21 protein-coding genes and 1 tRNA gene are annotated in these 19468 nt (G+C 63.7%); 3 read left to right on the top strand and 19 right to left on the bottom strand.

The features are described from left to right. Window positions 1-377 (bottom strand): heme-binding protein (locus tag B2J89_RS12535; RefSeq protein ID WP_169169426.1); only part of this gene is annotated, 377 nt, incomplete at its 3' end. 211 nt (window positions 378-588) lie between these two features. Here B2J89_RS12535 and B2J89_RS12540 point away from each other — a divergent pair. Together B2J89_RS12540 and B2J89_RS12545 are read left to right on the top strand one after the other, a co-directional pair. Further along, on the top strand, window positions 589-1290 hold the full coding sequence (locus B2J89_RS12540; protein ID WP_169169427.1) for a Bax inhibitor-1/YccA family protein: 702 nt from the start codon (window positions 589-591) through the stop codon (window positions 1288-1290). A gap of 109 nt (window positions 1291-1399) precedes the next feature. Next, on the top strand, window positions 1400-1777 hold the full coding sequence (locus B2J89_RS12545) for a hypothetical protein (RefSeq protein WP_169169428.1): 378 nt from the start codon (window positions 1400-1402) through the stop codon (window positions 1775-1777). Window positions 1778-1830: 53 nt separating this feature from the next. Here the strand turns inward: B2J89_RS12545 and rlmD are convergent, their stop codons facing one another. From rlmD to aceA, 14 genes are all read right to left on the bottom strand, one after another. Next, window positions 1831-3264: a 23S rRNA (uracil(1939)-C(5))-methyltransferase RlmD gene (gene rlmD, locus B2J89_RS12550; RefSeq protein ID WP_169169429.1), complete on the bottom strand. Its 1434-nt coding sequence runs from the start codon at window positions 3262-3264 to the stop codon at window positions 1831-1833. Between the two features lie 42 nt (window positions 3265-3306). Next, complete coding sequence (locus B2J89_RS12555; protein ID WP_169169430.1) at window positions 3307-3621, bottom strand: hypothetical protein; 315 nt, start codon at window positions 3619-3621, stop codon at window positions 3307-3309. A gap of 132 nt (window positions 3622-3753) precedes the next feature. Further along, window positions 3754-4044, bottom strand: a complete 291-nt coding sequence (locus B2J89_RS12560; RefSeq protein ID WP_169169431.1) for a hypothetical protein — start codon at window positions 4042-4044, stop codon at window positions 3754-3756. A 271-nt stretch (window positions 4045-4315) separates the two neighbouring features. Further along, window positions 4316-5029, bottom strand: a complete 714-nt coding sequence (locus tag B2J89_RS12565) for a DNA/RNA non-specific endonuclease (protein WP_371809067.1) — start codon at window positions 5027-5029, stop codon at window positions 4316-4318. 547 nt (window positions 5030-5576) lie between these two features. Further along, window positions 5577-5653, bottom strand: a tRNA-Pro gene (locus tag B2J89_RS12570). Window positions 5654-5682: 29 nt separating this feature from the next. Then, window positions 5683-6099 carry a MerR family transcriptional regulator gene (locus B2J89_RS12575; RefSeq protein WP_169169432.1) on the bottom strand — a complete coding sequence of 139 codons (417 nt, stop codon included), beginning with the start codon at window positions 6097-6099 and terminating at the stop codon, window positions 5683-5685. Window positions 6100-6221: 122 nt separating this feature from the next. Further along, on the bottom strand, window positions 6222-6569 hold the full coding sequence (locus tag B2J89_RS12580) for an integration host factor subunit alpha (RefSeq protein ID WP_169169433.1): 348 nt from the start codon (window positions 6567-6569) through the stop codon (window positions 6222-6224). Then, the gene (pheT, locus tag B2J89_RS12585; protein WP_169169434.1) at window positions 6569-9007 is read right to left on the bottom strand and encodes a phenylalanine--tRNA ligase subunit beta; all 2439 of its coding nucleotides are present in this window, start codon (window positions 9005-9007) and stop codon (window positions 6569-6571) included. The genes B2J89_RS12580 and pheT overlap by 1 nt, the downstream gene beginning before the upstream one ends. Before the next feature lie 166 nt (window positions 9008-9173). Next, window positions 9174-10226 (bottom strand): phenylalanine--tRNA ligase subunit alpha, encoded by a 1053-nt coding sequence (gene pheS, locus B2J89_RS12590; RefSeq protein ID WP_169169435.1) that lies wholly within the window; start codon window positions 10224-10226, stop codon window positions 9174-9176. Window positions 10227-10327: 101 nt separating this feature from the next. Beyond that, window positions 10328-10687: a 50S ribosomal protein L20 gene (gene rplT, locus B2J89_RS12595; protein WP_169169436.1), complete on the bottom strand. Its 360-nt coding sequence runs from the start codon at window positions 10685-10687 to the stop codon at window positions 10328-10330. Between the two features lie 24 nt (window positions 10688-10711). After that, window positions 10712-10915, bottom strand: a complete 204-nt coding sequence (rpmI, locus tag B2J89_RS12600; RefSeq protein ID WP_169169437.1) for a 50S ribosomal protein L35 — start codon at window positions 10913-10915, stop codon at window positions 10712-10714. Between the two features lie 191 nt (window positions 10916-11106). Next, entirely contained in the window at window positions 11107-11715 is a 609-nt protein-coding gene (gene infC / locus B2J89_RS12605) for a translation initiation factor IF-3 (protein WP_169169438.1), read from the bottom strand. Between the two features lie 73 nt (window positions 11716-11788). Further along, entirely contained in the window at window positions 11789-13708 is a 1920-nt protein-coding gene (thrS, locus tag B2J89_RS12610; protein WP_169169439.1) for a threonine--tRNA ligase, read from the bottom strand. A 292-nt stretch (window positions 13709-14000) separates the two neighbouring features. Continuing rightward, the gene (gene aceA / locus B2J89_RS12615) at window positions 14001-15332 is read right to left on the bottom strand and encodes an isocitrate lyase (protein WP_169169440.1); all 1332 of its coding nucleotides are present in this window, start codon (window positions 15330-15332) and stop codon (window positions 14001-14003) included. A gap of 309 nt (window positions 15333-15641) precedes the next feature. Here aceA and B2J89_RS12620 point away from each other — a divergent pair, with 309 nt between their 5' ends. Further along, on the top strand, window positions 15642-16610 hold the full coding sequence (locus B2J89_RS12620) for a DMT family transporter (RefSeq protein ID WP_240965010.1): 969 nt from the start codon (window positions 15642-15644) through the stop codon (window positions 16608-16610). A 79-nt stretch (window positions 16611-16689) separates the two neighbouring features. Here B2J89_RS12620 and rraA read toward each other — a convergent pair whose 3' ends face one another. The 4 genes from rraA to ccoG form a co-directional block, all read right to left on the bottom strand. Next, on the bottom strand, window positions 16690-17199 hold the full coding sequence (gene rraA, locus B2J89_RS12625) for a ribonuclease E activity regulator RraA (RefSeq protein WP_169169464.1): 510 nt from the start codon (window positions 17197-17199) through the stop codon (window positions 16690-16692). A gap of 106 nt (window positions 17200-17305) precedes the next feature. Beyond that, complete coding sequence (locus tag B2J89_RS12630) at window positions 17306-17599, bottom strand: hypothetical protein (RefSeq protein ID WP_169169465.1); 294 nt, start codon at window positions 17597-17599, stop codon at window positions 17306-17308. Window positions 17600-17681: 82 nt separating this feature from the next. Continuing rightward, window positions 17682-17963, bottom strand: coding sequence for a FixH family protein (locus B2J89_RS12635; protein ID WP_169169442.1), 282 nt, complete (start codon window positions 17961-17963; stop codon window positions 17682-17684). Window positions 17964-18006: 43 nt separating this feature from the next. Next, entirely contained in the window at window positions 18007-19452 is a 1446-nt protein-coding gene (gene ccoG / locus B2J89_RS12640; protein ID WP_169169443.1) for a cytochrome c oxidase accessory protein CcoG, read from the bottom strand. Window positions 19453-19468: the final 16 nt, after the last annotated feature.

The following is a 19468-nucleotide window of genomic DNA, read 5'->3' on the forward strand; positions in this document are numbered from 1 at the left end:
GCCACCTGGGCGTCTTCGGGCGCCTTGACGCCGCTCACGCCCACGGCGCCGATGCACTGGCCGTTGTGCACGATCGGCAGGCCGCCTTCGAGCATGCCATTGATGGTCGGCGCGCTAAGGAACGCCGTGCGGCCGTTATTGATCATGTCTTCGATGCCCTTGGTATCGCGCCGGCCCAGAGCAGCCGTGCGAGCCTTGGCCGGCGCCACATGCGCCGACAGCGGTGCGGCGCCGTCCAGGCGCTGCAGCGACAGCAGGTGCCCGCCCGCATCGACGATGGCAATGGTCACGGCCCACTGGTTTTGCAGGGCTTCGGCCTGGGCGGCGGCAGCGATCTTCTGAACGTCTGCCCATTCGAGTTCTACGGTGTTTTTCATGCGTGCAAGGTCTTGTGGACCAGTGGGGGCCGTAAAGCCCGTGGTTAAAAGCGCCACAGCATACCCCTGCACCGCCATTGCGCTATGTCCGCCCAACGCAAAAGAACCCTTACCAAAAGTAGGCAACTGCACCCAGGTATTGCATAGCGGTCCGCCGTCACCACCTAGAATCCACGGGCCTGCGCTGTGCAGGTCACTCAGGAGAGACTTCATGAACGACCGGGTAACGGCCCTCCACTCCTCTGCGGACACTGGCTACGGCATCTCGCAGGAACAGCGGCACAAGGTGCTGCGCAATACCTACTGGCTGCTCGCGCTGAGCCTGCTGCCCACCGTGCTGGGCGCCTGGATCGGCGTGGCCACCGGCATCACGCAGTCGCTGCGCGGCGGCCTGGGCCTGATCGTCTTCATGGGCGGCGCCTTCGGCTTCATGTACGCCATCGAAAAGACCAAAAACTCGGCCGCCGGCGTGCCCGTGCTGCTGGGCTTCACCTTCTTCATGGGCCTGATGCTCTCGCGCCTGATCGGCATGGTGCTGGGCTTCAAGAATGGCTCGGAACTCATCATGACGGCCATGGGCGGCACGGCCGGCGTGTTCTTCGTCATGGCGAGCATGGCCAGCGTGATCAAGCGCGACCTCTCGGGCATGGGCAAGTGGCTGTTCGTCGGCGCCCTGGTGCTGATGGTCGGCGCGGTCGTCAACGTATTTGTCGGCTCGTCGGCCGGCATGATGGCGATCTCGGTTGCCGCCATTGGCATCTTCAGCGCCTACATGCTGTACGACCTCAAGCAGATCCTCGACGGCGGCGAGACCAACTACATCAGCGCCACGCTGGCCCTGTACCTGGACATCTTCAACGTGTTCCAGAGCCTGCTGGCCCTGCTCGGCATCATGGGCGGCGAGCGCGAGTAAAATCCGGACTGCAGTCCCGCCAAGAAGGCCCCGCAAGGGGCCTTTTTCATGACCGAACCCAAGCGAATAGGGCTCAACCGGCGCGCCCGCCTGCCGATAATGGAAGGACATGTTCCAGAAAGCCCCCTCCCTGCCGCAACGCAGCGCTGCCGCTGTGCTGGTCCTCTTGCTCGCCGGCTGCGATATTCCGGGGCTGGGCCCCGATCCGCGCATCGTCCAGCGCGAGGCCGAAGCCAAGGCCATTGGCGGCGCCTGCCGCCACGCGCTGCGCGGGCTCGAAGACTGCTACACGCTCAACCCCAAGTCGTCCAAGGCGGCGGTGTTTGCCGGCTGGAAAGACATGGACGGCTACATGCGCGAGAACAAGATCGAGGGCACGCCGTCGATGCTGGGCCAGGCCGACAAGCCTGGCAAGGCGGCGCGCGAAGACGCCATCGAAACCGAACCGCGCGATCTGCGCAGCGCGAACAGCGCCCGCCGCAGCTGAAGCGCGCCAGCGGGCGGCGGCGCGGGTGCCCGCTCTGCCCTCCGCCCCCGCGCTCAGGCGCGCTCGAACACCGCCATGCTCTCCACATGCGCCGTGTGCGGGAACATGTTGACCATACCCGCCGCCGTGCAGCGGTAACCGCCTAGGTGCACCAGCAGGCCGGCATCGCGCGCCAGCGTGGCGGGGTTGCAGCTGACGTAGACAATGCGCTTCGGCGGCGTCCAGCCATCAAAGCCCACGGGCAGCGGGGCCGCCCCTTCGGCGCCGATGCGCGACTGCTCCAGGTCGGCCAGCGCCTTGGCCAGCGCAAAAGCACCCTCGCGCGGCGGATCGACCAGCCACTTGTCGGCCGCGCCATCGGCGACCAGCATTTCGGGCGTCATCTCGAACAGGTTGCGAGCTACAAAATCAGTAGCTGCCAGCGCTTTACCACCGTGCGTTTGGGCCTGATTGGAGGCATAGTTCTCGCGCGAGCGCGCCACCAGGGTCTCGCTGCCCTCGATGCCCAGCACCTCGCGCGCCTGCGTCGCCAGCGGCAGCGTGAAGTTGCCCAGGCCGCAGAACCAGTCGATCACGCGCTCGGTTTTTTGCACGTCGAGCAGGCGCAGTGCGCGCGACACCAGCACGCGGTTGATCTGTGGGTTGACCTGGGTGAAATCGGTCGGCTTGAACGGCATCGTGATGCCGAACTCGGGCAGCGCATACGACAGCTGCGCCCCGCCCTCGTCGAGCAGCTTCACCGTCTCCGGCCCCTTGGACTGCAGCCACCACTGCACGCCGTGCGCGGCGGCAAACGTGCGCAGGCGCGCCAGATCGTCGGCCGACAGGGGTTCGAGGTGGCGCAGCACCAGGGCGGTGACGCTGTCGCCGCAGGCCAGCTCGATCTGCGGGCAGGTGTCGCGCGCGTCCATGGAAGCGATCAGCGCCCGCAGCGGCATCAGCATGCGGCTCACGTGCGGCGGCAGCACCGGGCAGACCTGCATGTCGGCCACATAGCGGCTCTTGCGCTCGTGGAAACCGACGAGCACCGTGCCCTTCTTGACCACGTGGCGCACCGACAGGCGTGCCCGGTAGCGGTATCCCCAGGCGGGGCCTTCGATGGGGCGCAGCAGCATCTCGGGCTTGACCTTGCCCAGGTGCCACAGGTTGTCTTCCAGGGCGCGCTGCTTGACCGCCACCTGGGCGCCCACGTGCAGGTGCTGCATCTTGCAGCCGCCGCAGGCGCCCGCGTGCAGGCCAAAGTGCGGGCACCCCGGGCGCACGCGCTGGGGCGACTCGCGGTGGACGGCCGTCAGGCTGGCCTGCTCCCAATTGTTCTTGCGCTTGTGGGTGTGGGCCGTGATCCACTCGAACGGCAGTGCGCCGTCGATGAAGACCACCTTGCCGTCCGGCCTGTGCGCCACGCCCTGCGCGTCCAGGTCCACGGATTCCACCTGCAGCCAGTCGCTCGGGTAAGGGGTTTGTTTGTCGTTCAGATCATCGCTCATGCCCCGATTGTCTCAGGCCCGAAAGGCCCGCGCAGCGGGAGTTCAGGCGCCGTTGCGGCGCACCGGTGCCGCCCCGCGCCCAGGGCGTGCCGGCACCGCGCTCGCCCCGCTGCGCGGCGGCAACTGGCGTATTTCACGCTCACAGCCATGCGAATCCAGCGAGAACACCAGCGTGCCGCCGGGTGCAACGGCCGGCAGGGTTTCGTGCAGCGGGCGCGACAGATCCACGGGCGGTTCGGGCGCGCGGTAGACGAGCTGCTGCCCCGGTCCGTAAACCAGGTAGCAGGCGGCGTGGGCGGCGGGTGCCGCCAGGCCGAGCCACAGGATGGCAGCGGTCAAAGTGAGGGTTTTCTTCATGCGGGTCTCCGGGCCGGTGACCGGCCTGGAGACCATTATGCGTATGCCCCGACCGCCGCAGGCGACATCGCCACGCTGGCACAGCCGCCGGGGGCGCACCCTCCCCCGGCGCGCCTCAGCCGGCGTACTGGTTCACGTGCGAAATGCGCGGGACGGGTAGGCCAGCACCGACTCGCCCTTGCCCCGGTTCCCGTCCTCGCTCAGCGCATCCGCGGAAGCGGGAACCACCATGGAGGGCGAATGCAGTGCGCTGAGGATTTCTTCCTCGATGCGCACGATGCGCTGCGCGTACATCTTGGCCAATGCCGCATGGTGCTCTGCCGCGGCCTGGTGCTCGACCCGAGCGACGTTGGCCTCTTCCAGGTATTCACGCGAGCGACGCAGGTGGGTGTCGCGGCGGTGCTCAAAGAAACGGAACCCCATGGCAAACCTCCCTTGGCAAAGTGAACCGGGTTGTGAGCAGACTTCCCAAACGCTTGCACCGCGGGGATCTGCCCCGCACGCATGATCCTCCCAAATTGGGTGCGGCGTCCAGATGGGTTACCGCAGCCGTGTGCAACGCGGCACCCGCACTCCGTGGAATGCGGCCTGCACTCCTGCAACGCCAAAACATGGTGCATGGCGGCGCCCACCCAAGCCCAACGCCCGTGCCGCACAGGGCGGCACGGTGCTGCCTGGGCGTCCCCCGCAGGCGTCATCCGCGCGGGTACACCCCTGGCAAAAACTCGATCCCCGTGCGCCGCACCAGCTCTTCATAGCTGATCGGCTGCGCAGCCCGCGTGGCGTTGTCGTTGCGATGCCAGTGCACCCAGGCACGGTTCCGGTCTTCGTCGTAGACGAGCTTGAACAAATAGCGTGGCACGCGCACATTCCCCGGGCCGATGCCCTGGCTTTCATCAATGCTGGGCAGGAAGACCGGGCCGGTGATGACGTACACATCCCCGCTTGCCTTGGCCGCATATTTTCGGGTGGCGGCCTCGACCGACACCCTCCAGGCGCCCTGGTTGTGTTGGGGCGCCTGGGGCACTATGTTGGCCAGCGAAAAGCTCTGCGCCATCGCCTGCGCCGTGGGCATGTTGCCGGCCGGGGCCATGTGGCCGCGATCGAAGCCGCTGCCCTTGTAATCGCCGAGCGTGGCCCGCTCTGCAGGGCGCAGCCGGGCATCGGCGAAAAACCGGTTGGTGCGCACCTCGTCGGCATCCGCGACCGCGGCCCGATTGAGCTTTTCTGCGACATACACCGGTGTTTTGCTGGCGCCCGAATGGAGGATGGCAAAGGCGTCGTAGCACAGTGCCCGCTGCGTGGGCTGAGGCGCGAGCACGGGCGGCCTTCCGTTCGCAAAAAACTGCCGGCACGCCGCAAAATCTCCTGACGCGTTGCGCTGATGGCCGGAGCCAACGCGGGACACACGCTGGTGGTTCTGCTTTGGCGTGCCGAGTTCTCTGACCAGTTGCTCCAGCTCGCGGCCTTCCTGCAGCAGGCGGTCGGCACAGGAACTCACCGACAGCCCCACTGCCGCGAGCAGCAGCGCAAAAATTCGGCGGTGTTTGGAGGGACGGCGGATGCGCTGGGACGTTTTGCGCGTTTTACTTGTTTTGGCGGACGGCACGGATTCGGAAAACTCTTTCACCAAGCGAACACGCGGCGCCCCGCATTGCGGGGACACCGGTGGGAGGACAAAGGGAGGGGGCGTGGGCCGGCGCCAGACCTGCGGCGGTGGGCTGCCGCGCAGCCCACAGGGTGTGCGCAGGACTCAAACAGGCGCCGGATGGGATGGTGTGGCGCCATCTCCCCGGCATGCAACAGGCGGGTGGCTGGACTGGGCCACTGGGTGGCAACCCGCAAAATCTGGCTTGAACAATCGCGAAGCAAAGTGCAGGGGCTTCGCCCCGGTCGGCAGAAAGAAAAACGGGCTAGCTCTTGGAAGAGCTAACCCGTTGGTTTCTTTAGATCAATGGTCGGCGTGAAAGGATTCGAACCTTCGACCCCTTGCACCCCATGCAAGTGCGCTACCAGGCTGCGCCACACGCCGACAAGCTTTAGATTATATGCTGAAAATATTCACTGATCGGAAAGAAGTGAACGGATTTCAAACAATTCCTGCCGTACCCTGCCCATGTCGCCCCACACCGGCGCGCTGTAGCCTGCGTTGTCCGGTGGTGCCAACTGGATCACCGGCACATCGTGCTCTGCCAACGCAGGCTGCAGGGCCTCGTGCATGCGCGTGGGGGAGGTGTCCTGCAGTTGGTTGCGCGCCCCGCTGATGGTGAAGCCCTGTTCGTACAGCAGGTCGCGGATGCGGCGGATCATCAGCACCTCGTGGTGTTGGTAATAGCGCCGGTTGCCGCGCCGCTTCATGGGCCGCAGCTGGGTGAACTCCTGTTCCCAATAGCGCAGCACGTGCGGCTTCACGCCGCACAGCTCGGCGACTTCACCGATCGTGAAATAGCGCTTGGCAGGGATGGAAGGAAGCGGCATACCGGGGGAGCGAGGTAGGGGAAAGTCAGTGCGAAAGAAGCAGGCAGTGGCCAAGGGTAGCGCAGCCGCGCCGCGGCAGCCATGGGGTTGCAACCATTGCGCGCCCGGCCGCCCCCTGGCAGTCACGCACCTGCGGGGCTCTGGATCTGCTCTTTGAGCTTGCTGCTGGCGTGGAAGGTGACCACGCGGCGGGCCCCGATCGGAATGGCTTCGCCCGTGCGCGGGTTGCGTCCGGGGCGCGGCGCCTTGGTGCGGATCTGGAAATTGCCAAATCCGGACAGCTTCACATCCGCGCCTTCGACCAGGCGCTGGGCGATCAGGTCAAAGAACGCATCGACCATGTCCTTGGACTCGCGCTTGTTCAACCCGATGTGGTCAAACAACAGGTCGGCCAGCTGCGCCTTGGTCAGCGTCGGCGTGTCCAGGCTTTCTACGGCAAATTCGATCACGTCGTTGCTCCGGTTGCTCATTACACGCGCAGCCTTGCGCCGCACTGCGCCACCAGCTGCGCCACCACGGCCTGTACCGCAGCGTCGATGTCCGTCTCGGTCAGCGTGGCGTCGCCGCTGCCCAGCGTCAGGCGCACCGCCAGGCTCTTTTCCCCCGCCGCCATGGCGGTCGCCGGCGCGGCATCGCCCGCCTTGACCGGCTTGGCCCGGTACACGTCGAACAGTATGGCACTGCGCAGCAGCGTGGCCGGCACGGCCGACGCGATGGCGGCCTGGAGCCGGGCATGCGTAGTGCGCTCGGCCACCACCACGGCCAGATCGCGCTGCGCGCTCTGGTGCTTGGGCACCGCCTTGAACTGCGGCACGCTGCGCTCCAGCACGGCGTCGAGCTCCAGCTCGAACATCACAGGCGCCTGGGCCAGCTCCCACGACTGGCGCCACTGCGGGTGCAGCTCGCCAACGTAACCGATCGCACGGCCGTCCAGCACCACGCGCGCGCAGCGCCCCGGGTGCATGGCCGGATGGGTCGCAGGCTCGAACCGCGCCTGCCGTGGCGCCAGCAAGGCCTCGACATCGCCCTTGGCATCAAAAAAGTCCACCGCCTGGTCCTTGCGGCCCCATTGCAGCATGTCGGCCGGCCCGCAGGCCAGGCCTGCGACGCGCATCGGTTGGTCGAAGCCTTCCACGGTGGTGTCGGTATCGGCCACCGATGCATCGCGCAGGAACACCCGCCCGAGCTCGAACACGCGCACGCGCTCGGCCCTGCGGTCCAGGTTGAACTTCAAAACCTGCAGCAAAGAACCCAGCAGGGATGAGCGCATGACGCCCATCTGGCTTGCAATCGGGTTGAGCAGCTTGATGGGCTGCGGGTTGCCCGCGAGGCCGTGCTCCCAGCGCTCGTCGACAAAACTGAAATTGATGGTTTCCTGGTAGCCCAGCGCAGCCAGGTGGCGGCGCACGGCAAAGGCGCTGCGCCGGCTTTCGGCCCGCAGCTTCGGGGTGATGGGCGCCAGCGGCGGCGTGGTCGGCAGGTGGTTGTAGCCCACCATGCGGGCGACCTCCTCGATCAGGTCTTCCTCCAGCGTGAGGTCGAAGCGGTACGACGGCGGCGTGACGGTCACGGTGCCCTCGCCCTGCTCCAGCGGCAAACCCAGGCGGGCCAGCGCATCGGCGCACTGCGCCTGGGTGAGCGGCATGCCGATCACGCGCGCGGCGCGCGCAATGCGCAGGGTGACGGGCCGCGCCACCGGCAGATTGACCTGCACGTCGTCGATCGGACCAGCAGCTCCGCCGCAGATCTGCTGCACGAGCGCCGTGATGCGCTCGATGTGCTCCACCGTGTGGCTCGGATCCACGCCGCGCTCGAAACGGTGGCCGGCGTCGGTGGAGAAGTTGTAGCGGCGCGAACGGCCTGCAATCGCCTTGGGCCACCAGAATGCGGCTTCAATGTAGACGTTTTGCGTGTCGTCCGAGACGGCCGTGGCGTCGCCACCCATGATGCCAGCCAGCGACTCGACCTGGCGCCCGTCGGCAATCACGCCGACCTGCCCATCGACCGCGACGGTGCTGCCATTGAGCAGCTTGAGCTGCTCGCCCGGCAAACCCCAGCGCACCTCGAGGCCGCCATGGATCTTGTCGAGGTCGAAAATATGCGAAGGCCGCCCCAGTTCGAACATCACGTAGTTCGAGATATCGACCAGCGGCGCCACGCTGCGCTGGCCACAGCGCGCAAGCCGATCGACCATCCACTGCGGAGTGGCAGCCTTCGGGTTCACGCCGCGCACGATGCGGCCCGAAAAGCGGCCGCACAGGTCGGGGGCGCTGACCTTGACCGGCAGGCGGTCGGCATGGGCCTGCGGCACGGGCGCGAAGGCCGGCGCCTGCAGCGGCGCGCCCGTCAGGGCCGCCAGCTCGCGCGCCACACCGTACACGCTCAGCGCGTGGGCCAGGTTGGGCGTGAGCTTGAGCGTGAACAAGGTGTCGTCCAGGTCCAGGTGCACGCGGATGTCCTCGCCCAGGGGCGCGTCGGCTGCCAACTCGAGCAGGCCGCCATGGTCTTCCGACAGCTTGAGCTCGCGCGCCGAGCACAGCATGCCCTGGCTCTCCACGCCGCGCAGCTTACCCACCTTGATCAGGAAAGGCTTGCCTTCCTCACCGGGCGGCAGCTCGGCGCCCACCAGGGCGCACGGCACCCTGATGCCCACGCGCGCATTGGGCGCACCGCAGACGATGGTCAGCAACTCGGCCTGGCCTACATCCACCTGGCACACGCGCAAGCGGTCGGCATTGGGGTGCTGCTGGGCGTCCTTGATCTCGCCGACCACGATGCGCGTGAACGGCGGCGCTACGGGCTGCAGTTCTTCGACCTCCAGGCCGCCCATGGTCAGGGTCTCGGCCAATTCGGCGGTCGTCAGAGGCGGGTTACAGAATTCGCGCAACCAGGATTCAGGAAATTGCATAGTCAGACTCTTTGGCGTTCATGGCTGGCTGTACCTTCAAGGCCTACAGCCGGCTGGGCATGCGTGCTTTCAAAAGATGAGCTACTCGCGCTGATCAATGCTTAATTTCAGATATAAAAGTATCTGAAATCCAATCACAGCAAGCGCTGACAGCTCACTTTTTTGATTATTGGAACTGCGACAGGAAGCGGATGTCGCCGTCGAAGAACAGGCGCAGATCGTTGACGCCGTAGCGCAGCATCGTCAGGCGGTCGGGCCCCATGCCAAAGGCAAAGCCGATGTACTTTTCGGGATCCAGCCCCATGTTGCGCACCACATTCGGGTGCACCTGGCCCGAGCCCGCAACCTCCAGCCACTTGCCGGCCAGCGGGCCGGTCTGGAACTGGATATCGATCTCGGCGCTGGGCTCGGTGAACGGAAAGAAACTGGGGCGGAAGCGCAGTACCAGGTCGTCCGACTCGAAGAAGGTGCGGCAAAACTCGGTGAACGTGACCTTCAGGTCCTTGAAACTGACGTTCTCGCCGATCCACAGGCCTTCGCACTGGTGGAACATGGGCGAGTGGGTGGCGTCGCTGTCCACGCGGTAGGTGCGGCCCGGCGCGATCACGCGGATCTCGGGCATGGCCTGGCCGGCATCGATCAGCGCACGGTATTTCTTCACGTGCTGCACGGCGTGTCGCACCTGCATGGGGCTGGTGTGCGTGCGCAGCAGGTTGGGTGCCCGCGCAGTACCGCCTTCGACATAGAAAGTGTCGTGCATTGAGCGCGCAGGGTGGTCTTCCGGGGTGTTGAGCGCGGTGAAGTTGAACCAGTCGGTTTCGATCTCGGGACCTTCGGCCACGTCGAAGCCCATGGAGCCAAAAATGGCTTCGATGCGCTCGAGGGTCAGCGACACCGGGTGCAAGCCGCCCTGGCCGCGCTGGCGTCCGGGCAGGCTCACATCGAGCGCCTCGGCCTGGAGCTGCAGCTGCAGTTCGGCGTCCGCCAGGGCCTGCCGGCGCGCCGTGAGCGCTGCCTCGATGGCCTGCTTGGCGACGTTGATGGCGGCGCCACGCGACTTCTTTTCCTCGACGGAAAGCTGCGCCATGCCCTTCATGAGCTCGGTCACGCGACCGGACTTGCCCAGGAACTGGGCCTTGGCATTTTCCAGATCGGCGGGGGTGGCGCTTTGCGCAAACAGCTGCTGCGCGCTTTCGACCAGAGAGTCCAACTCGTTCATATTCGCTCTTCAAAAGAAACAAGGGCTAGTGCCTTTTCAAGCGCTAGCCCTTTCTGTTTGTGCGCTGGCAGCTATCGAAATGATAGTTACCCGCCGTGAACTCAGGCAGCCAGCTTGGCCTTGACCTGCTCCACGATGCTGCCGAAGGCAGCCTTGTCGTGCACTGCGAGGTCGGCCAGCATCTTGCGGTCGATCTCGATGGAAGCCTTCTTCAGGCCGTTGGTGAACTGGCTGTAGGTCAGGCCCAATTCACGCGCACCGGCATTGATACGGGCGATCCACAGCTGGCGGAACACGCGCTTGCGGTTACGACGGTCACGGTAGGCATATTGCCCAGCCTTCATCACCGCCTGTTTGGCGATGCGATAGACATTACCGCGGCGACCGCGAAAACCCTTGGCGAGGGCCAGAACCTTTTTGTGACGGGCGTGAGCCGTTACACCACGTTTGACGCGAGGCATGTGTGTACTCCTTGTTCGTCGTTATTAAAGGCCAGCGAATGGCAGCATCTGTGCCATGTGACCCATGTTGGTCTCATGAACAGACGTGATACCACGCAGTTGGCGCTTGTTCTTGGTGGTCTTCTTGGTCAGGATGTGACGCTTGAAGGCGTGGCCGCGCTTGACGGTACCACCCGGACGAACGCGGAAGCGCTTCTTGGCGCTGCTCTTGGTCTTCATTTTGGGCATGTGAATGCTCCTTTGATTGTGCTCGTGAGGCGTTTGCAAACCGATTTGCAAACTTGTTGGCCCCGAGCCACTTTTAGCGGCGGGCTTAACGCCCACCCGGGAGAGGCACAACACCCCTTCCCATGAATAGCATGGCCCCTTGCGGGGCCACGCCAGTCAATTCAAAACCTGCAAGTTGTTGCGGGCGCCGCTCAATCAGCGGTCGCGGCGCCTGCCGCATCCGCCACGGACTTGGCTGCGGCTGGCTTCTTGCGGGCCGGAGCGATCATCATGATCATCTGGCGGCCTTCCAGACGCGGGAACTGCTCGACCAGAATGGTGTCGGCCAAGTCGTCGCGAATGCGGTTGAGCAGGGCCAGGCCCAGTTCCTGGTGCGTGATCTCGCGACCGCGAAACCGCAGCGTGATCTTGCACTTGTCTCCGTCCGCCAGAAAGCGGCGGATGTTGCGCATCTTGATGTTGTAGTCGCCATCGTCCGTGCCCGGACGGAACTTGACTTCCTTGATCTCGATGACCGTCTGCTTGGCCTTGGCTTCCGCAGCACGCTTTTGCTCAAGGTATTTGAACTTGCCGTAGTCCATCAAACGGCACACAGGCGGGCTGGCCGTGGCGGCGATTTCCACCAAGTCCACATCCAACTCGCCGGCCATGCGCAGGGCCTCCATCAAGCTGACCACACCGAGCGGCTCGTTGTCCGGACCCGAAAGGCGCACTTCAGGCGCCATGATTTCACGGTTCAGACGGTGCTTGCGCTCCTCGCGGTGGCGACGATCACGAAATTCAGTAGCTATGGCTATCACCCTTAAATCAAAATGCTACAAAAAGCGTAGCTGCCTTGGCACAACCGGTGCGCTTTAAAGCATGGTTTCTCAATCAAGCTTTAGAGGCAATGTCCTGAACGAGGAGGTCGATGAACGACTCGATGGACATTGCACCGAGGTCTTTGTTTCCCCTGGCGCGCACTGCGACGGCACCAGCTGCACGCTCCTTGTCGCCTGCGACGAGGATAAATGGCAGCTTTTGCATGGAATGCTCGCGTATTTTATACGTAATCTTTTCGTTGCGCAGATCCAGGGCCACGCGCAGCGGATGCTGGGGCAGTGCTTTTTCGAGTTTTTCGGCAATTTCGCGACAGTAGTCCGACTGCGCATCGGTGATGTTGAGTACGGCCACCTGGGTGGGCGCAAGCCAGGCCGGCAAGGCACCTGCATGCTGCTCGATCAGGATGCCGATGAAGCGCTCCAGGCTGCCGACGATGGCGCGGTGCAGCATCACAGGGCGATGGCGATTCCCGTCTTCACCCACGAACTCGGCATCCAGGCGTTCGGGCATCGAAAAATCCACCTGGATGGTGCCGCACTGCCACTGGCGACCAATCGCGTCCTTGAGCGTGTACTCAATCTTGGGTCCGTAAAACGCCCCTTCGCCCGGGGACAGCTCATACGCACAACCCGATGCATCGAGGCTGTGGATGAGTGCAGCTTCGGCCTTGTCCCAGATCTCGTCCGAGCCAATGCGCGCGTCGGGACGCGTGGCCACCTTGTAGATGATGTCGGTGAATCCGAAATCCTTGTAGACCTTTTGCAGCAGGTGGGTGAACGCCAGCACTTCGGGCTGGATCTGGTCCTCGGTACAGAAGATGTGCCCGTCGTCCTGCGTGAAACCGCGCACGCGCATGATGCCGTGCAGCCCTCCCGTGGGCTCGTTGCGGTGGCATTGGCCGAACTCGCCGTAGCGCAGCGGAAGGTCGCGGTAGCTCTTGATGCCCTGCTTGAAAATCAGAATATGGCCCGGGCAGTTCATCGGCTTGAGCGCGTAATCGCGCTTTTCCGACTCGGTCGTGAACATGTTGTCGCGGTACTTGTCCCAGTGGCCGGTCTTTTCCCACAGCGTCTTGTCCAGCAGTTGCGGGCCCTTGACTTCCTGGTAGCCGTTGTCGCGGTACACGCGGCGCATGTACTGCTCCACTTCCTGCCAGAGCGTCCAGCCCTTGGGATGCCAGAACACCAGACCCGGCGCATGGTCGTCGATATGGAACAGGTCGAGTTCGCGGCCGAGCTTGCGGTGGTCGCGCTTTTCGGCCTCCTCCAACATGGTCAGGTACTGCTGGAGTTCGTCCTTCGTGGCCCAGGCCGTGCCATAGACACGCTGCAGCATTTCATTGCGGTGGTCACCGCGCCAGTACGCGCCCGCCACCTTCATGAGCTTGAAGAACTTGAGCTTCCCGGTGCTGGGCACGTGCGGGCCACGGCACAGGTCTTCGAAGGCGCCTTCGCGGTAGAGCGAGACATCTTCGTTGCTCGGGATGCTGGCGATGATCTCGGCCTTGTAGTGCTCCCCCAAGCCCTTGAAGTACGCCACGGCCTCGTCGCGCGGCAGCACGCGGCGCACCACGGGCTCGTCCTTGGCAGCGAGTTCCGCCATGCGCTTTTCAATGGCGGCCAGGTCTTCGGGTGTGAAGGGGCGCTTGTAGGCGAAGTCGTAATAGAAGCCGTTCTCGATCACGGGGCCGATGGTGACCTGCGCCTCGGGAAACAGCTCCTTGACCGCATACGCCAGCAAGTGCGCCGTGGAATGGCGGATCACCTCCAGGCCGTCGGCGTCCTTGGCGGTGACGATGGACAGCGGGCTGTCCTGTGTGATCTGGTAGCTGGTGTCCACGACCTGGTCACCGATCTTGCCGGCCAGGGCCGCCTTGGCCAAGCCTGTGCCAATCGAAGCGGCTACTTCGCCGACCGTGACGGGGCCGGGGTATTCGCGCTGGGAACCGTCGGGAAGCGTGATGTGGATCATGGAAAGAGTCCTTGTCAAATCGTGTCGGTGGGTGCGGCGCGCCCGGTGCTCTGAAAGCAAAAAAGCGCGGAACAGGTCCGCGCTTGGAGAGGAAAAGGCTGGGATCTCGTGCAGGCGCGAACGGCCGGCCTCAACGGCCGGCGGATGTCTCCGAGGGAGTTCGCGGTGTCATAACCAGATTGCCTTTCTCGCTCTTGTGCATTGATTTGACATGCATTTTACCCATGGCGCCGACAAAAAAGCCCGAAGCTCTCGCTTCGGGCTTCGGGCGCCCAAAAAACAGGGCAGCAAATCAGTGGAACTGCTCTTCTTCGGTCGAACCGGTCAGTGCCTTGACGCTGGAAGAGCCACCCTGGATCACGGTGGTCACGTCGTCGAAGTAGCCTGCGCCCACTTCCTGCTGGTGCGACACGAAGGTGTAGCCCTTCTCGCGCGCGGCGAACTCGGGCTCCTGCACCATGTTCACGTAGTGCTTCATGCCTTCGCCATTGGCGTAGGCGTGGGCGAACTGGAACGTGTTGTACCAGTTGATGTGGATACCGGCCAGCGTGATGAACTGGTACTTGTAGCCCAGCGCCGAGAGCTCGTCCTGGAACGAAGCGATCTGCGCATCGTTGAGGTTCTTTTTCCAGTTGAAGGACGGCGAGCAGTTGTACGACAGCAACTTGCCAGGGCAGGCGGCATGCACGGCCTGCGCGAACTCGCGGGCGAAGCCGATGTCCGGCACGCCGGTTTCACACCACACCAGATCGGCGTAGGGCGCGTAGGCCACGCCACGGCTGATGGCCTGCTCGAGGCCGTTCTTGACGCGGTAGAAGCCTTCTGGCGTGCGCTCGCCGGTCAGGAACGGCTTGTCGTTGGCATCGTGGTCGCTGGTGATGAGGTTGGCGGCTTCGGCATCGGTGCGGGCCAGCACAATGGTCGGCACGCCCATCACGTCGGCAGCAAAGCGCGCGGCGATCAGCTTTTCGCAGGCTTCCTGCGTCGGCACCAGCACCTTGCCACCCATGTGGCCGCACTTCTTGACGGCCGCCAGCTGGTCTTCAAAGTGAACGCCGGCCGCGCCCGACTGGATCATGTTCTTCATCAGCTCGAACGCATTGAGCACGCCGCCAAAACCGGCTTCCGCGTCGGCCACGATGGGCAGGAAGTAGTCGATGAACTCCTTGTCGCCGGGGTTGACGCCGCGGCCCCACTGGATTTCATCGGCGCGCTTGAAGGTGTTGTTGATGCGGCGCACCATGGTGGGCACCGAGTCGTAGGCATACAGCGACTGGTCGGGGTACATGGTTTCGGAGGTATTGCCATCGGCCGCCACCTGCCAGCCCGACAGGTACACCGCCTCCAGCCCGGCCTTGGCCTGCTGCATGGCCTGACCGGCGGAGATCGCGCCAAACGCGTTCACATAGCCCTTCTTGGCGCCGCCGTTGATCTTGTCCCACAGCTTTTCCGCACCGCGCTTGGCCAGCGTGTGCTCAGGCTGCAGGCTGCCGCGCAGGCGCACCACGTCGGCCGCGCTGTAACCGCGCTTGACGCCCTTCCACCGGGGATTTTGGGCCCAGTCTTTTTCCAGGGCGGCAATTTGCTGTTCGCGGCTGAGTTGTTCGTTGAGGGATTGCGGCATCAGATCACTCCATTGGTTGTTGAAATTGCCGGGCTACAAGGTGTTGCCCATGGCTTCACTTTACAGTCTTCTATAAGACATACGCAATCTCTTATATCTTATAGAAGACATATTTTTAACCATTGAAAATCAATGACTTAGGAGAGAAATCGTCTGAATGGGGGGAAAAAATTCTCATGTCGCGAAAATATGGCGCACTGCAACGCGCCATATTTTCATATTGCAAAATCTTTATGACGCGATGCAAAACTGCTCTGCTCACCCCCCCTGCCATCGGGCATGATGCGCCACCCCCTTTGGATTTTCCCGATGCCCAGCACCGCCCCACCGAGCCGCCCCGTGGCCTATGCCTGTCTGGCCTTGAGCATGGCGCTGGTGGGCAGCTATGTTGCACTGTCCAAGCCGCTGGCAGCCGTGCTGCCGGTGTTCCTGCTGGCATGGATGCGCTTTGGCATCGGGGCGCTGGCGATGCTGCATTGGCTCAAGAAACCGCACCATGAGCCGCCGATGGCACCGCGCACACGGTGGCTGCTTTTCCTTGAATCCTTTCTGGGCAACTTCTTGTTCACCGTGTGCATGATCTACGGCGTCAAGCTGACCAGCGCCGTGTCGGCGGGCGTCATCATGTCCGCCATCCCGGCGGCGGTCGCGCTCATGAGCTGGCTCTTCCTGCGCGAAAGGGTGCCCCCCAGAACATGGTCCGCTGTCGCCTGCGCCGTGGCAGGCATCGCCTTGTTTTCACTCTCAAAACAAGAGCATTTAGCGATTACCAGTCAAGGGCTGGGGGCAGAAAACACCCCAAACCAGGTCTGGCTGGGCCAATGGCTTCTGGTCGGCGCCGTGGTGTGCGAAGCGGCGTATTCGGTGATTGGCAAGAAGCTCACGGGATCGCTGGGGCCCCGGCGCATCACCTCGCTCATCAACCTGTGGGGGCTGGCGCTGTCAACCCCCCTGGGGCTGTATATCGCCTGGGATTTCGACTTTGCCGGCGTGGGTTGGAGCACCTGGCTTTTGCTGCTTTTCTATGCGCTGGCGGCCTGCATGTGGACGGTCTGGCTCTGGATGACCGGACTGCGGTCGGTGCCCGCGGCGCAAGGTGGCGTGTTCACAGTGCTGCTCCCCGTCAGTGCCACGCTGGTCGGCGTGGTGGTGCTGGGCGAAACCCTCTTGCCCATGCAGTGGCTGGCGTTTTGCGTTGCCTTGGTCAGCGTGCTGCTGGCCACCCTTCCCACGGGGCCGACCCGCCACGTGGAAACGGACACGGCACAGAATTTCTAGGAACTTCTGGGCAATGGGCTGCATTGGACAATGCGGCCACGCGCCGCCTCGCGAGCGCCGGCCTGCCGGCCCTGCGCGCTCAGTTCAGCGCGCGTGTGGCCACAACCATGCCGTCGGCGTCGGCATACAGCCAATCTCCGGGGTGCACCCAAACGCCCTGAATTTGCACCGCCACGTCGCGCTGGCCCTGGCCGCGCCGGTCCGTGGGCAAAGGCACCAGTCCCAAGGCGCGGATGCCCACAGCGCAGGCATTGAGTTCGGCCACATCGCGCACGCAGCCGTCGACCACCAGACCGGCCCACCCGTTGCGGGCCGCCGCAGCGGCCAGGTTGCCGCCGACCAGTGCGCGGCGCAGGGACCCTGCCCCATCGACGACCAGGACACGGCCTTCGCCCGCAGACTCCACTGCCGCCTTCACAACGGTGTTGTCTTCATAGCATTTCACGGTGGTCACCGGTCCAGCAAATGCAGCCATGCCCCCGAAAGCTTTGAAAACCGGTGGCAGCACGCGGAATCCGCCACTGTCATCGGCCTTGTGGGCATCGCAGAAATCGCAGGTGCTGAACGCCGTGGAGGCATGAGCAATCATGTTTGACAACTTTTCCAAAAATCCCAGACCCAGCAGCCCCACCCGGAACTCCGGCGCGCCACAGGCCTGCGGTGATGCCGCCGCAGCCTCTGCGACAACCGGTGGCTCAAGCGCAGCCCGGGGTTTTGCGGCAGTCTTCCGGCCGATCGCCAGGAAGCACAGGGCATCGGTTGAGCTCGAACGGCGATATGGCGAGCAAGGTCGTCAGCGCGCTGGAAGCCATCGTGATGAGCCAGAAGACAAAAAACGCCAGGGTGTAAACACCCTGGCGTGAGAGTGCCAGTGGCTGGCCAAACCAGTGCAAATCCTCGGGATCGACCATCGCAAAAACCAGCATTTCAGTCACGCCCGCCAGCAAAAAGGCGGGCCATGCAATCCACATCAGGCGTTGGCTCCACATCAGCGATATCTCCTTGGTATATTTTTTGGACAACTGACTTACCGCAACCATTGTCACCAAAAAATGGGGCCGCCGTTGCCTTTCAATGCAGAGGCTGGTCTTGGGGCGGCGTGGCCGCATGGTTGCGGCCTTTCAAGGCCGGTGCGAGGCTCTTGTGCGGCGCTTCGAGCGTCTTGTTGATCTCTATGCCCTGGCGGTAGTAGTCCTCGCTGAGCACCGGGTCGGGCGAACGCACTGCCAGCCAGAGGGTGTAAAAACCTGCGACCACGACCACCGCCGGGCCTGCAATCACCAGCCAGACGAAACCATATTTCCACCATGGCCGAGGCTGAGGCGCCGAAGCTTTTTCGCTTGGTGAGCTCATCAAAATACTCCTGTGTAGAGAACAGAACGGCCCCATGGGCAGCTCAACGGGGCACCAGGAAAACCGATTTTTCGGTCACCAGCGCTGCAGTTCCCAGCGCTTCGATGTCAAACTGCACCGGGTGCGACCCAGGCTGCGCCGAGCCGTAAGGAATCTGCAATCGCACGGCGACCCAGCGCGACTGCGCCGCATCGATCTCCAGCTCCGGATCAGACACCACCTCCAGCCCTTCCAGGCCCCGGGCGCCCACGCGGTAACGCTGCGGCTGCTCGGTGGCATTCATGATCTGCAACCGGTAAATGTTCTCCAGCTTGCCGCCTGCCACGATGCGCGACAGCGCGGCGCGGTCACGCACCACGTCGACCTTCAGGGGCGTGCGCATCACGAGGCTGGCGAGCATGCCCACGCACAGGGCCACCAGCACCCCCGTGTAGAGAAGCACGCGCGGGCGCATCACGCGGCGCAGGATCTGCGACTGCCCCCAGCCCCTGGCAACGCCATTCTGGGTCGAAAAACGAATCAAGCCGCGTGGGTAGTGCATCTTGTCCATCACCGTGTTGCAGGCGTCCACGCACAGGCCGCAGCCAATGCATTCGTACTGTAGCCCGTCGCGGATGTCGATGCCGACAGGACACACCTGCACGCACAGCGTGCAATCGATGCAGTCGCCCAAGCCCTTGGCCTTGTAATCTACGGCTTTGGTGCGGGGACCTCGGGGTTCGCCGCGGGCCTCATCGTAGGTGACGATGAGCGTGTCCTTGTCGAACATGGCGCTCTGGAAGCGCGCATACGGACACATGTACTTGCAGACCTGTTCGCGCAGGAAGCCGGCGTTGCCGTAGGTGGCAAAGCCGTAGAAGATGACCCAGAAGATCTGCCATGTCCCTTGCCAAGCCATCAGTTCGGCACCCAGCTCGCGGATGGGAACGAAGTAGCCGACGAAGGTGAAGCCTGTCCAGGCGGACACGGCAATCCACAGGCTTTGCTTGACCGTCTTTTTCCAGATCTTTTCGAACGTCCAACCGCTGGCGTCGAGGCGCAGGCGTGCGCTGCGGTCTCCCTCGACCTTGTGCTCGATCCACATGAAGATTTCGGTGTAGACCGTCTGCGGACAAGCAAAACCGCACCACAGCCGCCCCGCCACCGCCGTGAACAGGAACAGCGACAGGGCCGAGATAATCAACAGCCCTGTCAGGTAGATGAAGTCCTGCGGGTACAGGACCAACCCGAAGATATAGAAACGCCGCGCCCCAAGGTCAAACAGCACCATCTGGCGCTGTCCCCATTCAAGCCACGGCAGTCCGTAGAACACGAGCTGCGTGACAAACACCATGACCCAGCGCCAGCGCGCAAAAAACCCGCTGATGGAGCGCGGGTAAATCTTCTTCTGCGCCTCATAAAGCGACACGATTTCGCCTTCGGCCAAGGGTTCGGAGGCGACTGGGGCAATCGGGATAACCTTGCGTGGTTTCCCGTGAGGGGCATTCATGGGGCAGCGATCTTCA

The sequence above is a fragment of the Acidovorax sp. SRB_24 genome (assembly GCF_012931925.1).